The organism is Pseudogracilibacillus sp. SO30301A, from assembly GCF_037072025.1.
In the GTDB taxonomy this organism is placed as follows: domain Bacteria; phylum Bacillota; class Bacilli; order Bacillales; family Amphibacillaceae; genus Pseudogracilibacillus.
The window spans coordinates 1-17204 of record NZ_JAXHDD010000050.1 but is presented as its reverse complement, the minus strand read 5'-3'; the positions used below and the strand labels follow the sequence as shown (position 1 = coordinate 17204).

Here is a 17204-nt window from a genome sequence, read left to right as displayed (position 1 = left end):
GAAAAAGTAGATTTTTTCATTTGATTTTAAATAAAATGGTTATGAACCGATATAGTATATGAAGGGAATTTTATTGTTAGGAGGGTTTTCGTGGATATTGCGGCACTATCGGTTGTGATGAATCAATCACAAGTAAAACAGCAGGCGAGTCTTGCTGTTATGAAAAACGCCATGTCTACTGCAGAAATGAATGGGGCTGCGCTAATTGAAATGATGAATCAATCTAGTCCAGCAGCTCCGCATCCGTATCTAGGTGGAAAGATTGATCTAAAAGGATGAATTTTTGGAAAGTGAAAGAATAGCATATGTTATTCTTTCACTTTTTTTACATTTTTATCGAACGTTCATTTCGCTTGGGACTGAATTAATCCGTTCATTTCGGTCTAATTCGGCAATTTGTTCCATATCAGCTTCACTTAATTCGAAATCAAATACATTTATATTTTCTTCCATTCGGGAAGGGGTTACCGTCTTTGGGATCACGATAGAGTTAGATTGCAAATGCCATCGCAAAATAATTTGAGCCGGTGTTTTTTCATATTTGATCGCTAATTTTTTAATGATTTCATCTTGCAATACAGTTTTCCCATTCATTAATGGGCTGTATGCTTCTAACAAAATATTATGTTCTTCGCAAAATTTCTTTAATTCCTTCTGTTGTAAATATGGATGACATTCTACTTGATTAACAGCAGGGATGACCGTACACACATCCAAGATTCGTTGTAAATGATCAATATCAAAGTTACAAACGCCGATCGCTTTTGTGCGACCATCTTTATATAATTTTTCTAATGCTTTGTATGTTTCAACATATGTATCATACAATGGGGTTGGCCAGTGAATTAAATATAGGTCAACATAATCGAGACCGAGTTTTTCAAGACTCGTGTCGAAAGCTTTTAATGTATTGTCATAGCCTTGATCGGCATTCCATACTTTTGTTGTTATAAATAAATCTTCCCGTGAAACATCACTGGCAGCAAGTGCTTCACCAACACCACTTTCATTACCGTATATTGTTGCTGTATCAATTGAACGGTACCCTGCATTTAATGCTTGTTTAACAGCCGGAGTTGCTTCTTCATTCGGTACTTGCCATACACCGTAACCGAGTTGAGGCATACAAAGACCATTGTTTAACGTTACAAAATCCATAAATTCACTTCCTTTTATTATTTTATATTTATAATGATAACGAATTAACTGAATCATAATCAAAATATTAGACTTGGCAGGAAGACAGTTCCTCCTTATGAATTTTTTTGAGTCGGTGAAACACACCTTTACCTAATCTCATCCCAAGTTTTCCTTTATCAAGGTAAAGTAAACGGGATGTTTTAATTATCCTCTATTCTTTTCTTTTTTCGGTAATTTTAAAGTTAAACCAACGATCATGATGCACACGATAAAGGAAACGATGGCAACTAAGTGAAAATGAGCAATATCGAGATGCCCAGTAAATGCCATCCCGAGAAAACTTCCAGATAAAATTGCACCTAAGTAACGACTTGTTTGAAAAAGCCCAGAGGCAGAACCAGTAGCTTTTTCATCAACATGTTCATATAATGCGGTTTGTGCGGATATGTTGTTAAATCCGTTACTAACACCGAGAAGCGCCATAATGATGATGAGCCAAAATAGCATGGATGTTTCATGATACGTTAATAAAAGAGCTGTTCCGATAAGCAGAAAAACTGCTCCTGTTATAGCGGCTGGCTTGGAGCCCTTTTTGTCAATCAATCTTCCAGCAATTGGTGTAGCAATAACGCTAAAACCTGCTAGAGCAAGCATAATAAATCCAGTATGTTCTTCGCTATATCCGCGTACTTGTTGCAGTAGCGTCGGGATTCCAAAGAAATAATTATAGTAAACAGCGTTAATTAACATAAATAATAGATAAACTAAATTTACGTTTTTGTTTTTTCGAAGTGCTTCCACATCGATAAACGGTTCTGTTTTCTTCTTTTCGAAAAAGTAGAAAAGTATGCTGAATGCAAGAAAAACTAATAATGCCCACCAGCGAATATCCTCCGTTAGTGAAAGCAAGAATAATATCAATCCTAAAATAGAAATAATAAATAGTGATATACCGATAAAATCAATTCGTTTAAAATTGATATTTACTTTACTTGATTTTGGCAGAACGAAAATCGCCATTAAAAATGAAATGATAATAATCGGAATATTAATTAGAAAAATAGCCGGCCAGTTCCAATTTGCTACGAGTAGTCCACCAATTGTCGGTCCAAAAGCTGCTGATGTTGAGGAGAAGATACTAATTACACCGATTGCTCGAGCTTGGTTTTTTGTAATATGGGCTCTGATCATACTCATTCCACTCGGATATAAGGTAGAACTTCCAATTGCTTGCAGTGCACGGCAGCCAAGTAAAAATCCATAATTCGGTGAAAACGGTGCAAGCAGACAGGAAATGACAACAAGGATAAGTCCACCCATGAAAATCCGTTTTGCCCCGAACATATCACTAAGTTTTCCCATCACTGGCTGTCCAGCTGAGCTAGCAAGGTAAAATATAGAGATGAGCCACGATGCATCAGCAAACGTTAATGCAAAATCTCGCTGCATCTGTGTTAAGGCAACAGAAATCATCGAAGAGTTCAAAGGATTAAGTAATGTTCCAAGCCCAATTGTTAATAATAATATCCATTGGTTATGAGTCGTTTTTTTCATCAAATCACCTGATCATTTTTGTCAAATCTTAGTTACTATGCTACAGTTTAACAAATTCTAAACGTATTTAGAAAAATAAAGAAAGGAACACTTGTATGTATAATGGTTTTTTGTATAATAAAAACAGATCAACAAGATGCACATGCTGGTATGTTATAATTACTGTAAGATTAGACGAAAAAAGCTTACCGATCAAGGGAGGGTGATTTGATGGAGAAAAAAATGGATACTATGTTGGAAATGATAAAAGGGTTGACTACTGAAGTTACTGGTTTGAAATCTGGAATAGGTAATGTGAATACAGAGATGAATGATCTAAAGTTAGATATGAAGGATTTGAAGTCAGATATGAATCGTCGGTTTGACGAAGTTGATAAGCGTTTCGAGCAAGTTGACAAACGTTTTGATACACTTGAGCTAAAAGTGGATAATCTCACATCTGAAAGTAAAAGCTATTTTAAACGGTTAGAAGCCAGATCAGATACACATGAATTTGTTATACAAAAGTTATCTTATAAAGCAAATGTACATGACGGATAAATTGCTGAAATCCAAGAGAAATTGAAGTAATAAAGCAATGTAAAAAGGAGAAATAAATTGTCTAACATTCAAAGACATAGAGCGAATCAATCTCATCATTATACAGTTAAACAGCCAACTACACTTTTGCCTTTTTTATTAGAAGCAATGCCAAACCGTGGGCGTAATTCAGTAAAATCGATCCTTGAACGGGGACAAGTATCTGTAGATGACCACATCGAAACGTATTATAAGTATGAGCTGCACCCTGGGCAAACTGTATCTATTTTGCCGAATAAAGTGGCAAGACGCGAGGGAGCCTTAATTGGTTTATCCATTTTATTTGAGGATGACGATCTTATTGTCGTTAATAAAGAAGCAGGATTACTAACTATCGCTAATAAAAGGGAAAAACGAAGAACTGCTCATTATCAGTTAATGAATTATGTTTGGAAACAGCATCCAAGAAACAGAGTTTTTATTGTCCACCGATTAGATCAGGATACATCTGGTGTCATGATGTTTGCTAAAAATGAGCAGGCGAAACGGAAACTGCACGATAGCTGGCAGAAGTTTGTAAAAGAACGGGCATATCTTGCTTTAGTTGAGGGGAAAGTTAAAAAACAATCCGGCACAATAACTTCATGGCTAAAAGAGACGAAGACGCATCGTATGTATTCGAGTCCAACTAAAGACGATGGACAATTCGCAAAAACACATTATAAAGTGCTGCAAACGAATGATAACTTTTCATTGCTTGAAGTACATCTGGACACAGGCAGGAAAAATCAAATCCGCGTACATATGCATGATCTCGGACATCCCGTTGTCGGTGATAAAAAATATGGTGCAAAAACAAATGCGATCCGGAGACTTGGTTTACACGCGCATACGTTATCTTTTATCCATCCAACTACTGGTGAGCTGCTTACATTTAAAAGCCCGGCGCCTAAAGTATTTTGGTTACAATCTAAATAACATTTTCTACAACCACTTAGCGATATGGTGGTTTTGTTATTGTTAGGATAAAATTTTTAGAAATTAAATTACTTATCACTTCACTTTCTGCAAAGATCATTTTCCATCGAAAAAATTTATTGAAAAAGAATTAGCATGAATTTACTTTACTATAAAAGGACTGAAAGCTACTTCCTCCTTATTTGGAGGCGTGAGACGTTAAGAGTAAGTCACTTCTACTTATTCGATTAGGAAATTCACTAAGACTTTATTTTAGTTTTATTGTTTGTTTAGGAAGACTAAGCAATACATACCTTTCAGGTTGTAGATATTTAGCAATCTGAAAGGTTTTTTGAATTATTTTAATATATTAGTTTAATTTTCGTCTTCCATTGCTGTGTCATACAATTCCGTTTAATAAATTGACATTTCTAACCCTGACATGGACTTATATCTATTTACTTTTCATAGGTGTAAAGTAATGAAATAGTGGATTAATAACTGTACTGTATTTACGGCATTCGACATTTCCGCATAATCAAGATGATAGCATGGTTTATTATTTACTTACCCCTTAAAATTCAGTAATATTCCTTGTCCAACGTGCATAACATGTACCAACAGAGTAAATACAGTCTCATTATATTTTTTCTATTTGTATAAAGGTATCCAGCATGTTTACACATTACTCTTTGCTCAACATTTCACAAAAGGTTTGTTATTACATGTTGGTTATTTTATAAATATATTAAGGGAGATACGAGAAGAATGAAAGAGTTTAAAGTAGATTTGACAAAGCGCATGGATGAGCAAGATGTTGTTGGGCATAACAGATGGCATCCGGATATCCCCGCCGTGTTTTCAGTAGAACCAGGTGGATCATTTCGGTTGGAATGTATTGAGTGGACGGATGGTCAAATAAAAAATAATGATGATCCTTCTGATGTTGCTATGGTAAATTTAGAACGGGTGCATGTACTTAGTGGACCAGTCCATGTAAATGGTTGCGAGCCGGGTGATCTACTTGTTGTAGATATTTTAGATATAGGACCGCTTGAGCCGTGGGGGCATAATGGAATTTTTGCTAAGGAAAATGGTGGTGGATTTTTAGTAGACCATTTCCCAGAAGCTGCAAAGTCAATTTGGGATTTCCATGGAATTTATACAACATCACGTCATGTGCCGGGAGTAGAATTTGCAGGAGTCATGCATCCAGGACTAATGGGGGTTGCACCTTCACAGGAACTGCTTGATGAATGGAACCACCGTGAAAAAGAGTTATTCGATACAGATCCTGAACGTGTACCGCCATTAGCACCACTTCCGACAGCAGAGCATGTTGTGCTCGGTAGTTTAAAGGGGGAAGATTTTGATCGGGTTGCAAGAGAAGGAGCTAGAACGGTTCCGCCTAGAGAGAATGGTGGAAACTGTGATATCAAAGACCTCTCGAAAGGATCACGGACATATTTCCCAGTATTTGTTGATGGGGCTAAATTATCGGTAGGGGATCTGCATTTTTCACAGGGAGACGGAGAAATTACATTCTGTGGTGCAATTGAAATGTCCGGATTCATTGAACTTCGTGTCGATGTCATTAAAGGTGGAATGGCAAAATATAATATTAAGAAAAATCCTGTATACGAGCCAGGACCAGTAAGTCCAGATTATAATGAATTCCTTGTTTTCCAAGGAGTTTCAGTTAAAGAAAACGGACAACAAACGTATTTAGATGCAAATGTAGCGTTTAAAAATGCCTGTTTAAATGCAATTGAATATTTAAAAACATTAGGATATACAGGCGAACAAGCATATATGCTCTTAAGTTCTGCTCCAGTACAAGCAAATCTAGCTAGTGTTGTAGATATTCCAAATTCATGCGCAACTATCGGAATTCCAAAAGCGATCTTCAAAAAAGATATATTACCGAAATAGTGGAGGGGTTTAAAGTGGCTAATTATACTTTTTCCTGCAAAACGTGCGGCCATTTTACTGAATGGCATCAAAGCACGAGAGGGAACAAACAAGAATCCAGCTGTCCGGAGTGTAACGCGATAGCAAAACGAGTGTTTATGCCCCCGATTACCTTTCGTATGAGTAGCGCCTTGAAGCGAACAATAGAAGAAGGGATGGAACCAAAACTTGTTAAAAGAGAAGATATGCCTAAAACACCATTAAAAAAAGCCAAGCCACGAATAACCAGACCATGGCAAGCGGGACATTAATTGGTCAGGCGCCTATCAGTGAGGTAGGCGTTTTTTTTCGGTATAATATGTGAGAAGCGGCGGATTGACGGCGGTAATCTACTCCTGCGGGCTGAATGAGAAATTAGAGTTAAAGATTCACATTTAAACATTCCCTTTTTTAAATCAAATATCTATCTCTTTATCCATGATGTTAAAAACTGTAACAAATAAAACTGTTCCATACTCTTTCAAAATTTCTTATAAAAAATTAAATTTCATCATTGTATTTTTATGCATATTTATGTATAATAAGTACTAACGATTTTTAATTTGTAGGAGAGATGGCAGTGGAAAAGAAAAATATTATCATTATTGGTGCTGCAGGAAGAGATTTTCATAATTTTAATACTTATTACAGAGATAACGAAGAATTTAATGTAGTAGCTTTTACAGCTACACAAATTCCTGATATAGATGGTCGTAAATATCCTAGCGAACTAGCTGGAAAGCTTTATCCAGAAGGAATTCCGATTTATTCACAAGATGAACTGCCAGAATTAATTAAGGAATTAGATGTTGATGAATGTGTTTTTGCATATAGTGACGTACATTATGAAGATGTGATGAGCGTGAGCGCGATCGTAAACGCCGCTGGTGCGGATTTTACATTACTTGGACCGAAAAAGACGATGATAAAAAGTAATAAACCAGTGATTTCTGTTTGTGCGGTGAGAACTGGAACTGGAAAAAGTCAAACATCACGTAAAATTATCGAAACTTTATTGGAACAAGGAATCAAGGTTATCGCAGTTAGACACCCAATGCCTTATGGTGATTTAAATGCGCAGCGTGTGCAACGTTTTGCGACAGTGGAAGATTTGAAAGAACATAAATGTACGATCGAAGAGATGGAAGAATATGAGCCGCATGTTGAACGAGGAAATATCGTGTATGCAGGTGTCGATTATGCTGATATTTTAGAATCAGTTGAAAATGATCCAGACGGTTGTGATGTCATTCTTTGGGACGGTGGAAATAATGACTTTTCATTCTATGAGCCGGATCTTGCAGTAACAGTATTAGACCCTCATCGTCCTGGCCACGAGCTGAAATATTATCCAGGTGAGGTCACTTTAAGAACAACGGATGTATCCATTATTAATAAAATCGACAGCGCAGAAAAAACAGCGATTGAAATTGTCGAAAATAATATTAAGTCTGTGAGTCCGGAAAGTACGATTATTAAAGCCGAATCAACCATTACCGTTGATAATCCTGATATTATTAAAGGAAAAAAAGTGCTCATTGTGGAAGATGGACCGACTCTTACCCATGGTGAAATGAATATTGGAGCGGGAACGGTTGCTGCTGAGCGTCTAAAAGCGGCAGAATCGGTTGATCCACGTTCGTTTGCCGTCGGATCTATTAAGAAAACATTTGAAAAATATATTCATATTGGTAATGTACTTCCTGCGATGGGGTACGGTGAACAACAATTAAAAGACTTAGAAGAAACAATCAATAAAACAGCTTGTGATGCGGTGATTATCGGAACGCCGATTGACTTAACAAGAGTGATCAAGATTAATAAACCAACTACAAGAGTTCATTATGACTTGGATGAAGTTGGAGATCCGAACTTGAAGGACATTTTGAATGATTTTGTAGAAAAACATGGACTTAAAAAAGAATTTGCAAAACAAAGTTAATTGAATAAAAATATAAGAAGCCACTTTCATGATGAAGGTGGCATTTTTACTTTAATGGAACAATTTGTGCTCGCTGAGTAATGTGAGATGTTCTCGCTTCTCCAAAATGTATAATCTAATATCGCAAGGTACGTGAGGTATTTCTCGCATTCCCCAAATCGTGTAATCATTCCTCGTAAGGTCACGCGAGAAATTCTTGCACTCCCTAACTCATATAACTTGTCGTCATAAGGTTACTTAAATCATCACTTGTAATCTGCATCCACAAAATAAAAGAGTATATCCACTTTTCTAAGATACACTCAACTAAAAAATCTAATTACTTTCTGTCCCCACCTAATATGTCAAACAATCCTCCGGCAATACTTCCTTCACCTTTAGAACCACCGCGCTCAGGTGCTGCGGCGAACACTCTGCTTGCAAGACGACTAAATGGCAGGGACTGTACCCAAACGGTTCCCGGGCCACGTAAAGTTGCAAAGAATAACCCTTCCCCACCAAATAAAGCTGTTTTAATTCCTTTTACAAATTCAATATCATATTCAACGCCGCCTGTCATTGACACAAGACATCCTGTGTCAACTTTTAAAGTTTCACCAGCTTCCAGTTGTCTTTTATGAATTGTTCCGCCGGCATGGATAAATGCCATACCATCTCCTTGCAGTTTTTGCATAATAAATCCTTCACCACCGAAGAAGCCTGTGCCAATTTTACGTTGAAATTCAATGCCGACAGAAACGCCTTTTGCTGCAGCTAAAAATGCATCTTTTTGACAAATTAGTTTACCGTTAATTTGACTTAAATCGACTGGAATGATTTTTCCTGGGTATGGTGAGGCAAAAGATACATGCTTTTTGCCGACTCCTTCATTCGTAAAAGTTGTCATAAATAAACTTTCCCCAGTCAATACACGTTTTCCAGCACCGATAAGTTTATCCATAAAGCCATTTTGCTTCGATGATCCGTCACCAAAAATCGTTTCCATTCTAATTTGCTCGTCCATCATCATTAAGCTGCCTGCTTCAGCGATTACTGTCTCTTCTGGATCTAGCTCAATCTCAACAAACTGCATGTCATCCCCGAACAATTTGTAATCAATTTCGTGATTATTCATCGATTCATCCCCTAATTGAAAAATTATAAGATAATTATATAGATTTTTTCACAAATAAGAAATACTTAATAAAATTTTTATTATTTATTTAGTAAAAAAGTAGGGAAAGATGCTATGATTGTTATATCATTTTGTAAGTAGGGGTCATGCTAGAACAATCAATCCATTTAAGCGTTCTCTACATATTGATTAAATTTATATCAAAAACGTCTTATCTTATTTAAGAAAGGTGATAACTAATGAAACTAACATATTGTCCAAAATGCCAAGCTGAAATGATTGAAGATGCTTGGGAAGAAATTTCGGAGCTATCGGATGGCTCATTACAACAAGAAATAATAGTCCCTGCTTGGGTATGTAGTGAGTTTTGTGGCTATTATGAAAGAATTATCCATTAAGCAGGAAGATGTCGCATACGCTAACCCAAAGTAAACTAAAACCCCGTCCTAACAAGGAATGGGGTTTTAATATTTAATTTTGCTCATTGCTTCTTGTAAATTTGTTGTCGGTGCTTGGCAAGAAAAATTTTCACATACATAAACGGTAGTTTTATTTTCCAACTGTTTATACTGAGCGGCAAATGGGGCTACTTTTGTAAAATCTTCCGCACGCTCTGCAACTAGGAGTGACGTCGCAGGTAAATATTCTTCTTGCAAACTTTCGAGTAATTGTTGACGAATCGGATCGTTTTTTGAGCCAATAATAACCACTTCTTTTGTAGGGTTTTCCGTTAACAGTAAACTTTTTATAAAAAACGCTCCAGCCGAGGTATACTGGTGTAAGTCTTCATAAAAGGTATGATACATTTCTTCGCATTTATCTAAGTATTTTGTATCTCCAGTTAAAGAACTAAGTATGACAAGCATGTTTGCAGCGACACCGTTTCCAGAAGGAAGCGCTCCATCAAATATTTCTTTTTCACGAGCAATTAACTGTTCACTGTCTGATCCGGTTTGATAAAATCCTCCGTGCTTATTGTCCCAAAAAAGATCAAGCATATCATCCGTTACGTTTTTTGCTTTTTGTATATATTCTAATTCATATGTCGCTTCATAAAGTTCCACATATGCCCAGACTAAAAAGGCGTAATCATCAAGATATGCCTTGAATTTCGTTTCCTCCTCGCGGTATCGTGCCATTAACCGTTCTTTTTTATAAAGTTTTACCTCGATAAAGTGAATAGCTCTTTCTGCTATCTGAATGTATTTAATTTCTTTAAATACTTTTCCGGCACGCGCTAGGGCGGCGATCATCATACTATTCCAAGCAGTTAATACCTTATCATCGACATGAGGGTAGATTCGTTTTTCTCTGTGTTCGAGCAATTTTTTTCTGGCGTTTTCTAATTTAAAATCGAGCTCCTCTAGACTAAGTTCATTTTCTGCCGCCGTATCTTTCTTATTATTATAAATTAAATTTGGAATGTTTTTACCTTCAAAATTTCCATAAGGGGTTAGATGATAGACGGTTGCATAAAGCTCACCAAGCTCCTCACCTAACACATCAAAAATTTCTTCATATTTCCATACATAATATTTTCCTTCGACGCCTTCCGAGTCTGCGTCGATTGCTGAATAAAAAGCTCCCTCTTTCGATGTCATTTCCCGGGAAATAAAGTCGATGATTTGGGTGGCAATTTTTTTATAAAAGGGATTTTTTGTCGTTTGGTAACATTCTGTATAGAGAAGTAATAATAATGCATTGTCATAAAGCATTTTTTCAAAATGCGGTACAAGCCACGCCTCATCCGTGGAATAACGGGAAAACCCAAAACCTATTTGATCGAAAATACCACCTTCAGCCATTGCTTTACATGTTGTTTCAACGATTTCTAAAGCATGGGAATTGTCATAAAACGAATTGTACGTAAGTAAATATAGCAAATTTTGCGGTTGAGGAAACTTAGGTGCCCTACCAAATCCTCCGAACTCATTGTCGAATTTTTGACTAAGCTGCTGGAATGCTTCTTGAATCGACATCTTAGTTAGTCGACTATTACTTTTTTCCTGAATAGACTCTCGGAGTGCTTCGGTAACACTCTTTGTAACATCAGTAATATGATCAGGGTCTTCCGTATATTTATTATATAATCCAGTCAACATTTCTATCATTCCGGGCAGTTCATGCTTACTTTCTTTCGGAAAATACGTACCAGCATAAAACGGAATTTTGTCTGGAGTCATTATGATTGTTAGCGGCCAACCGCCATGTCCAGTCATCATTTGACAAACTTTCATATACACACTATCAATATCTGGTCGTTCTTCACGATCTACTTTAATGGAAATATAGTGTTCATTTAAAACTTCCGCAACCTCTTCATCCTCAAACGATTCATGGACCATCACGTGGCACCAATGGCAAGTTGAGTATCCAATGGAAAGGAAGATTGGTTTGTTTTCGGACTGTGCTTTTTCAAATGCTTTTTCCCCCCACGGATACCAGGCTACAGGGTTATGAGCGTGTTGGAGAAGGTATGGTGATTTTTCATCTATTAATTTATTTTGATTTGCTACCATAAAAATGAACCTCTTTCTATAGTGATATTATCTTATTAAGTAGCTTACCCGAATAAAACAAAAAGACACTAGGTTGAATATTAAGTGATTTTTATGGTCACGTCATTCTACCTGTGGCTAAAGAAAATAGTGCAAAAGATAAAGTTCGTTAAATGTTTATAAATGGAGTACTCATGCCATGGTAAAATTAGAGGAGAGATACTCTACAGTTAGAGATACAAAAGTACTATCAACCTGTATTTCAACCTGTGGATAACTAATGTTACCCACAGGTTCTTTCGCAACTAAATAACAAATAATTACAAACATGGGTTATGTATTTTTAGTTTTATCTCATATAGATTATAAATTCCCCCTCCCCATAAACGGGCTAATTAAAAAAAAAATTGGAAATTATTATTCCAGCTGATGTACACATTTTAACATTTTTAACCAGCTTGGAAAATGAAAACTGTTCACTTAATTTCATTTTCTTGCATGTGTAACGAGTTTTGCAGGAATTTCTAAAAAAGTTCTTCTGATCCTTGTTATTGTGTATACTGATTGTGAGCAATCGCAATCACCTTGCAAAATAAAATGTAAATATTGTAAGCAATCATTTTTATCCAAAGTCAGCAAAATTTGCGTAAAAATCATCTCCTGACACCTGGTCGGCCCCAAACCCATTTTTAGATTCCTTAATGTAATTCTCCATGCTTGCTCGGTGGTTATAAAACCTCCAAATCACATCTCTAGAATCTTTCATGTTGGTTACGAGCGCTTGATATTCCCATAAAAACTCTTCACTCAAGTATGGCTCTTCAAAATCACTTGACTCCGCCGTTCGAATGAGAATAATGCACCGTGGCTTTGACCATGTTTGTGCTTGAAGTTCTATCTCTGTCCACTCAATAATTTTGGTTCCTTCATATACACGGAACCATTTCTTTTCTATGCCTTTTCAAACAAGGTTTTTGTAAAGCTTCAACTTTCCAACATACAAAATTTCTTTTGGGTAACCCGTATCAGGATCATGATATATTGATTTGCAAAAGATAGTTCTACCTGTTTGCGAAACGTAAGCATATTTTCTTGTACAGATGAGCCTTGATTCCACCCATTTAAAATAATGAATCCTGTTTATATTCCCTTGTTGCAATACCACACAGGCTGACTAAATCATCTAAATTTATATCACCAATCTCCTTTTCTTCTATAATTTTTGTGAATATAAAACCAGTTATAGTTGCATCGTATAAGGCTCTATGTCTTTTCATATGCTTTGTTGTCTTCACCAAATCACCTAATTTAAAGTAATCAATAAGATCATCGAGTCTATGTCTTTGATGATTACTATAAAGACGACGTGATAATTTCAATGTATCAATTATTATAGGATTATATGTGGGGAACTTTCTTTTTAAGAGCTTCCAATCTACGTTAACATTATGACCAACAAGAATAGAGCCATTTAAAAAGTCCAATAAATCTGATTTAATATCATCAAAAGTTGGGGAGTTCTTTACATCTTCATCTTTTATATATACCCATGGTAACTTAGGAATAGGCCGTTTAGGATTAATAAGACTGTGAAAATAACAATCTGGTTCAACAACTCCATTTATTATCGGCACAGCTGCCACTTCAAGTATGTCTTCTTTTTCTTTTTCTTGTCCGCCAGTTCCTTCTAGATCAATTACAATATAATTGAACTTATCCCACCTTCTCATAAAATAGACCCCCTTTCATAAATTGTGGACAACGTAACAAGCTATGTTCAATTAGTACTAGAAAAGTGTATAATGTGAATATAAAGGAGCCCTCTAGAGGTTAATCCCGACCTGTTGGATCAGCTCCTTTTAAATCACCCTTTACAAGAACGTATATTCTTACATACTATAATAGCATATTGTTAGAATAATATGCTATTATTTGTTAAAAGGAAGGTTTCAGCTATTTTTGATTACACCTCAAACTTTTTATAATTCTCTTTAACTCCATCAATAAATTAATCTGTTATAATCATTTATTTTGGTATAACCATCTAAATGTTTTTAAATCTTAAATTCAAAGTATTCTTTGAACTGCCAAGTGAAGTGAAAAAGAGGTTAGTAAACTTGATGCATTCAAAACCTGACATTTGAAAATAATCATGTACATTCATTAAAATTCTTGGGCATTGGACTAGCTAGAAGGGATTAATATAGGATTTTTTTAAAGGAGTCCCTAAACAGTATGGATTGACGTGTTCCTTTTAAACTGTTAATATTTTTCTATTGTCTAAAAAAATAGCTATAACTTGTATAAGTCCAGGAATATGGCTTGGATGTTTCTACCAGCTACCAATAATAGCTTGTCTACATGGAATGTAAAAAGTATTTTTACTTTTTCTGTACCTTTTTAAGTAACTTTGGCATGCTAGGAGTGAGCCGAAGTTTTTTTATTAAGAGTGGTAATTCACCTAGTATTAAACAGGAGCTAATCATGATGAAAAACTTTTTTGGATTTACAGCACGAGATACTACATTTAAAAGAGAAGTTTTTGCTGGTCTGACAACTTTTTTGTCCATTTCTTATATATTAGTTGTAAACCCGCTCATATTAAGTCAAGCTGGTATGGATAGAGGGGCTGTATTCACTGCGACTGCACTTACCGCTATTATCGGTTCATTATTAATTGGTTTACTTGCTAATTACCCGATTGCCATTGCGCCAAGTATGGGATTGAATTCATTTTTTACTTTTTCCGTTTGTATTGGAATGGGGATCGATTGGGAGGTAGCTTTAACAGGTGTTTTTGTTGCAGGAATTATTTTTACGATATTAAGTTTAATGAAGGTTCGGGAAAAAATTATAAATGCTATTCCCGAGGATCTAAAACATGCAATAGCTTCCGGGATAGGTTTTTTTATTGCCTTTATTGGATTAAAAAATGCAAGGATTATTATTTCTGATGAAGCAACATTTGTAACGATTGGAAATTTAACATCTCCTATGACGGCTCTAGCAGTGATCGGACTTGTTGTGACAATTCTAATGTTAGTTATCGGAATTAACGGAGGAATATTTTATGGTATGGTGATTACAACATTTATCGGGATGGTTTTTGGGTTAATCGATAAGCCTTCATCTATTATTGGAAAGATCCCTAGTCTTGAACCGACTTTTGGCGTTGTGTTCTCCAATTTATTTGGGATTTTTACTCCTGAGCTTTTGGCAGTTATTTTTACGTTTGTCTTTGTTGCATTTTTTGACACAGCTGGTGCGTTAATAGGACTTACAAGCCAAGCAGGAATGATGAAAGACAATAAAATCCCGAATATCGGTAAGGCGCTTTTTGCCGATTCTTCGGCTGGTGTAGTTGGTGCAGTACTTGGAACATCTACACCTGCAACGAGTGTAGAATCTTCTGCTGGAATTGCAGTTGGGGGAAGAACAGGATTTACATCTGTTGTGATCGCTACTTGTTTTGCAATCGCATTATTTTTCTCGCCAATTCTTGCTGTCATTACTACAGAAGTTACAGCACCTGCGCTAATTGTTGTAGGAGCATTAATGGCAATGCAAGTAAGTAATATAAACTGGAGTAAATTAGAAATTGCGATTCCATCGTTTATTACAATTATAATGATGCCCTTATCCTCCAGTGTGGCAACAGGTATTGCTTTTGGTTTTATCCTTTACCCACTTTCCCTAATTGCCCAAAAGCGTTTTAAAGACGTACATCCGATTATGTACGTACTTTGTATATTATTTATTTTATATTTTGTTTTATAGCATATTTTTAGTTTTTCGATAACTCCATTTAATGAGGTCGACAGTATATAAAATGAAGAAATAAAAAACCTAAAGAAATTGCCGGAAATTCTTTAGGTTTCGAAGTATGAATTTAATTTACTTCCCGATACCAAAAACAAATTTTCCCCTTGCAGAAGTATGAGGACAAGAAGGCAAATATCTAACTCCTGTTTTCTGCCCTACTTCTTTTGATCCGATTTTTCATTTGTCATTTTAGCAATATCAGCAGGATTTACAATTTTTTCGTGTCCAACTTCAATCCCATATTGTACACCAGTAGGATCATTCATTACTCCTTCTTTAAAACCATCTGGTTGCGGAGTCGTTTTTCGACCAGCATCCCTTCCTCTTCTAGGCACTGTATCCACCTCCGATTCAACTTGTTTTTGTAGCCAGAGAAAACCTTTTTTTAGCCAATATGCAATTAAAAATATTACCCTATATGATAGGGATAAAAACGTGTATTTGTCGGGGTCTATATATAGAAAAAACCCAAAATAGTAATAATTGGTTTAAAGTTAAAAGCAAAAAATAATGCTAATAGAGGATGTTCAAAAAGTCCGGTAAAAATGACACTGCGAATTTCTTCGTCGGCTTGTTTTTCCGCTACTCATGTATCTAAATGCATACATTCCGCTGACGGGAACTGCGCCGCCTCGGACTTCTTGCTCCTTTTTATCCTCCTTTTTGAACACGCACAAATAATAATGCATAAAGATAATAATTTTTGTTATGTTTATATGTCCATTGAAAAATGAGCATCATTGATATTGGTATGATTGCCACACTATTGTGGGCATAAGTGGGTAAACATGATAATCCAAGTCGCTGTGCCGTAACCGAAAAACCAAAAATCCTACCAAGAAAATATGCTGGCTGTCAATAAAGATATACAAAACAACTTACGAAATAACAAAAAGAACAGTCCAAAATTGCAAAGTATTATATCTTGAGTATTGTTTCCAATACTGTACAAATTGATTTGAAAAATTTGAATCTGAAAGTATTAAATCACGAAAATATATACGTTGCCTTTTTTACTGACGGCTTTTTCACCTTGTTAATTATGATTAAATTTACTTTTCCACCTTAGCTTTGAAATATACAGATTTTGAAATAATCATACGGCACTGTATAATTTATTGTCTTCAGTAATGAATTTGCTTTAATTAGTTGCAAGTCGTTATCGCTGAAAATTCATAAATGGTTAGGCACCTGCTTCAAGATACATTAACAGAAGCAGGATATGAAAACTTACGTTTTTTTGAAAATGGAAAAGAAGCATGGGAATATTTAGAAGGGTTATCTAAATAATGAAGCAATCGATCCCAAAGAAGAGGTCAATATTATAATTTTAGATATTGAAATTCCACAAATGGATGGGCATCATTTAACAGGGAGAGTTAAAAAAGATGATGCACGCTTATAAGATAAATCAGTAATTATTTTCACTTCTTTAATTACGAAGGATTTCTTCCATAAAGGAGAGACAGTCGGTGCAAATGCCCAAGTTAGTAAACCGAAAATTGAAACTCTTGTAGAAAAAATTGATAAATTAATATTATGAAATATAAATTTCCCTTCTTCTCGAAAAGGAGGGAAATATTTGTTTTTTTACATTAAATCGAATATAAAGTGCTAGTTTATAGCTAATTTGAAACTTTTTTGAAACTTTTTAAGAGGTAATTGCGATGTCCCAAACCTAAAGCGGAACGCAGGATTGGGGATCGCT

14 protein-coding genes, 1 pseudogene and 1 riboswitch are annotated in these 17204 nt (G+C 35.6%); of the genes and pseudogenes, 8 read left to right on the top strand and 7 right to left on the bottom strand.

The genetic code is table 11. The features are described from left to right. The first annotated feature begins 90 nt into the window (after positions 1-90). Positions 91-279 carry a YjfB family protein gene (locus SPD89_RS17725; RefSeq protein WP_336263283.1) on the top strand — a complete coding sequence of 63 codons (189 nt, stop codon included), beginning with the start codon at positions 91-93 and terminating at the stop codon, positions 277-279. A 54-nt stretch (positions 280-333) separates the two neighbouring features. Here SPD89_RS17725 and SPD89_RS17720 read toward each other — a convergent pair whose 3' ends face one another. Continuing rightward, complete coding sequence (locus tag SPD89_RS17720; protein WP_336263282.1) at positions 334-1158, bottom strand: aldo/keto reductase; 825 nt, start codon at positions 1156-1158, stop codon at positions 334-336. Between the two features lie 186 nt (positions 1159-1344). Next, positions 1345-2694, bottom strand: coding sequence for an MFS transporter (locus SPD89_RS17715; protein ID WP_336263281.1), 1350 nt, complete (start codon positions 2692-2694; stop codon positions 1345-1347). A gap of 210 nt (positions 2695-2904) precedes the next feature. Here SPD89_RS17715 and SPD89_RS17710 point away from each other — a divergent pair, with 210 nt between their 5' ends. From SPD89_RS17710 to SPD89_RS17695, 5 genes and pseudogenes are all read left to right on the top strand, one after another. Further along, positions 2905-3234 carry a hypothetical protein gene (locus SPD89_RS17710; protein ID WP_336263280.1) on the top strand — a complete coding sequence of 110 codons (330 nt, stop codon included), beginning with the start codon at positions 2905-2907 and terminating at the stop codon, positions 3232-3234. 66 nt (positions 3235-3300) lie between these two features. After that, positions 3301-4191 (top strand): RluA family pseudouridine synthase, encoded by an 891-nt coding sequence (locus tag SPD89_RS17705; RefSeq protein WP_442961197.1) that lies wholly within the window; start codon positions 3301-3303, stop codon positions 4189-4191. 747 nt (positions 4192-4938) lie between these two features. Next, the gene (gene fmdA, locus SPD89_RS17700; protein WP_336263278.1) at positions 4939-6102 is read left to right on the top strand and encodes a formamidase; all 1164 of its coding nucleotides are present in this window, start codon (positions 4939-4941) and stop codon (positions 6100-6102) included. Then, positions 6045-6251 (top strand): annotated as a pseudogene (locus tag SPD89_RS23200) (zinc ribbon domain-containing protein); the annotation flags it as partial. The gene fmdA and the pseudogene SPD89_RS23200, both read left to right, overlap by 58 nt. Positions 6252-6700: 449 nt before the next feature. Continuing rightward, positions 6701-8062, top strand: a complete 1362-nt coding sequence (locus SPD89_RS17695; protein ID WP_336263277.1) for a cyclic 2,3-diphosphoglycerate synthase — start codon at positions 6701-6703, stop codon at positions 8060-8062. 319 nt (positions 8063-8381) lie between these two features. Here SPD89_RS17695 and SPD89_RS17690 read toward each other — a convergent pair whose 3' ends face one another. After that, on the bottom strand, positions 8382-9176 hold the full coding sequence (locus SPD89_RS17690) for a TIGR00266 family protein (RefSeq protein ID WP_336263276.1): 795 nt from the start codon (positions 9174-9176) through the stop codon (positions 8382-8384). 239 nt (positions 9177-9415) lie between these two features. Here SPD89_RS17690 and SPD89_RS17685 point away from each other — a divergent pair, with 239 nt between their 5' ends. Then, positions 9416-9574, top strand: coding sequence for a hypothetical protein (locus SPD89_RS17685; RefSeq protein ID WP_336263275.1), 159 nt, complete (start codon positions 9416-9418; stop codon positions 9572-9574). Positions 9575-9640: 66 nt separating this feature from the next. Here the strand turns inward: SPD89_RS17685 and SPD89_RS17680 are convergent, their stop codons facing one another. The 3 genes from SPD89_RS17680 to SPD89_RS17675 all read right to left on the bottom strand — a co-directional run bounded on the left by SPD89_RS17680 (position 9641) and on the right by SPD89_RS17675 (position 13404). Further along, positions 9641-11695, bottom strand: coding sequence for a thioredoxin domain-containing protein (locus SPD89_RS17680; RefSeq protein WP_336263274.1), 2055 nt, complete (start codon positions 11693-11695; stop codon positions 9641-9643). 601 nt (positions 11696-12296) lie between these two features. Next, the gene (locus SPD89_RS23195; protein WP_442961196.1) at positions 12297-12587 is read right to left on the bottom strand and encodes a transposase; all 291 of its coding nucleotides are present in this window, start codon (positions 12585-12587) and stop codon (positions 12297-12299) included. 208 nt (positions 12588-12795) lie between these two features. Continuing rightward, positions 12796-13404, bottom strand: a complete 609-nt coding sequence (locus tag SPD89_RS17675) for a 3'-5' exonuclease (RefSeq protein WP_336263273.1) — start codon at positions 13402-13404, stop codon at positions 12796-12798. A 549-nt stretch (positions 13405-13953) separates the two neighbouring features. Next, positions 13954-14054, top strand: a riboswitch (purine riboswitch). 107 nt (positions 14055-14161) lie between these two features. Between SPD89_RS17675 and SPD89_RS17670 the strand changes: the two genes are divergently transcribed. Further along, entirely contained in the window at positions 14162-15451 is a 1290-nt protein-coding gene (locus SPD89_RS17670; protein WP_336263272.1) for an NCS2 family permease, read from the top strand. 200 nt (positions 15452-15651) lie between these two features. Here SPD89_RS17670 and SPD89_RS17665 read toward each other — a convergent pair whose 3' ends face one another. Further along, positions 15652-15831, bottom strand: coding sequence for a hypothetical protein (locus SPD89_RS17665; protein WP_336263271.1), 180 nt, complete (start codon positions 15829-15831; stop codon positions 15652-15654). Between the last annotated feature and the right edge of the window lie 1373 nt (positions 15832-17204).

What these genes read in the sequence shown, in the direction of transcription:
- SPD89_RS17720 (WP_336263282.1), bottom strand. Translation starts at nt 1,158, where the DNA reads ATGGATTTTGTAACGTTAAACAATGGTCTTTGTATGCCTCAACTCGGT.
- SPD89_RS17715 (WP_336263281.1), bottom strand. Translation starts at nt 2,694, where the DNA reads ATGAAAAAAACGACTCATAACCAATGGATATTATTATTAACAATTGGG.
- SPD89_RS17710 (WP_336263280.1), top strand. Translation starts at nt 2,905, where the DNA reads ATGGAGAAAAAAATGGATACTATGTTGGAAATGATAAAAGGGTTGACT.
- fmdA (WP_336263278.1), top strand. Translation starts at nt 4,939, where the DNA reads ATGAAAGAGTTTAAAGTAGATTTGACAAAGCGCATGGATGAGCAAGAT.
- SPD89_RS17690 (WP_336263276.1), bottom strand. Translation starts at nt 9,176, where the DNA reads ATGAATAATCACGAAATTGATTACAAATTGTTCGGGGATGACATGCAG.
- SPD89_RS17685 (WP_336263275.1), top strand. Translation starts at nt 9,416, where the DNA reads ATGAAACTAACATATTGTCCAAAATGCCAAGCTGAAATGATTGAAGAT.
- SPD89_RS17680 (WP_336263274.1), bottom strand. Translation starts at nt 11,695, where the DNA reads ATGGTAGCAAATCAAAATAAATTAATAGATGAAAAATCACCATACCTT.
- SPD89_RS17675 (WP_336263273.1), bottom strand. Translation starts at nt 13,404, where the DNA reads ATGAGAAGGTGGGATAAGTTCAATTATATTGTAATTGATCTAGAAGGA.
- SPD89_RS17670 (WP_336263272.1), top strand. Translation starts at nt 14,162, where the DNA reads ATGAAAAACTTTTTTGGATTTACAGCACGAGATACTACATTTAAAAGA.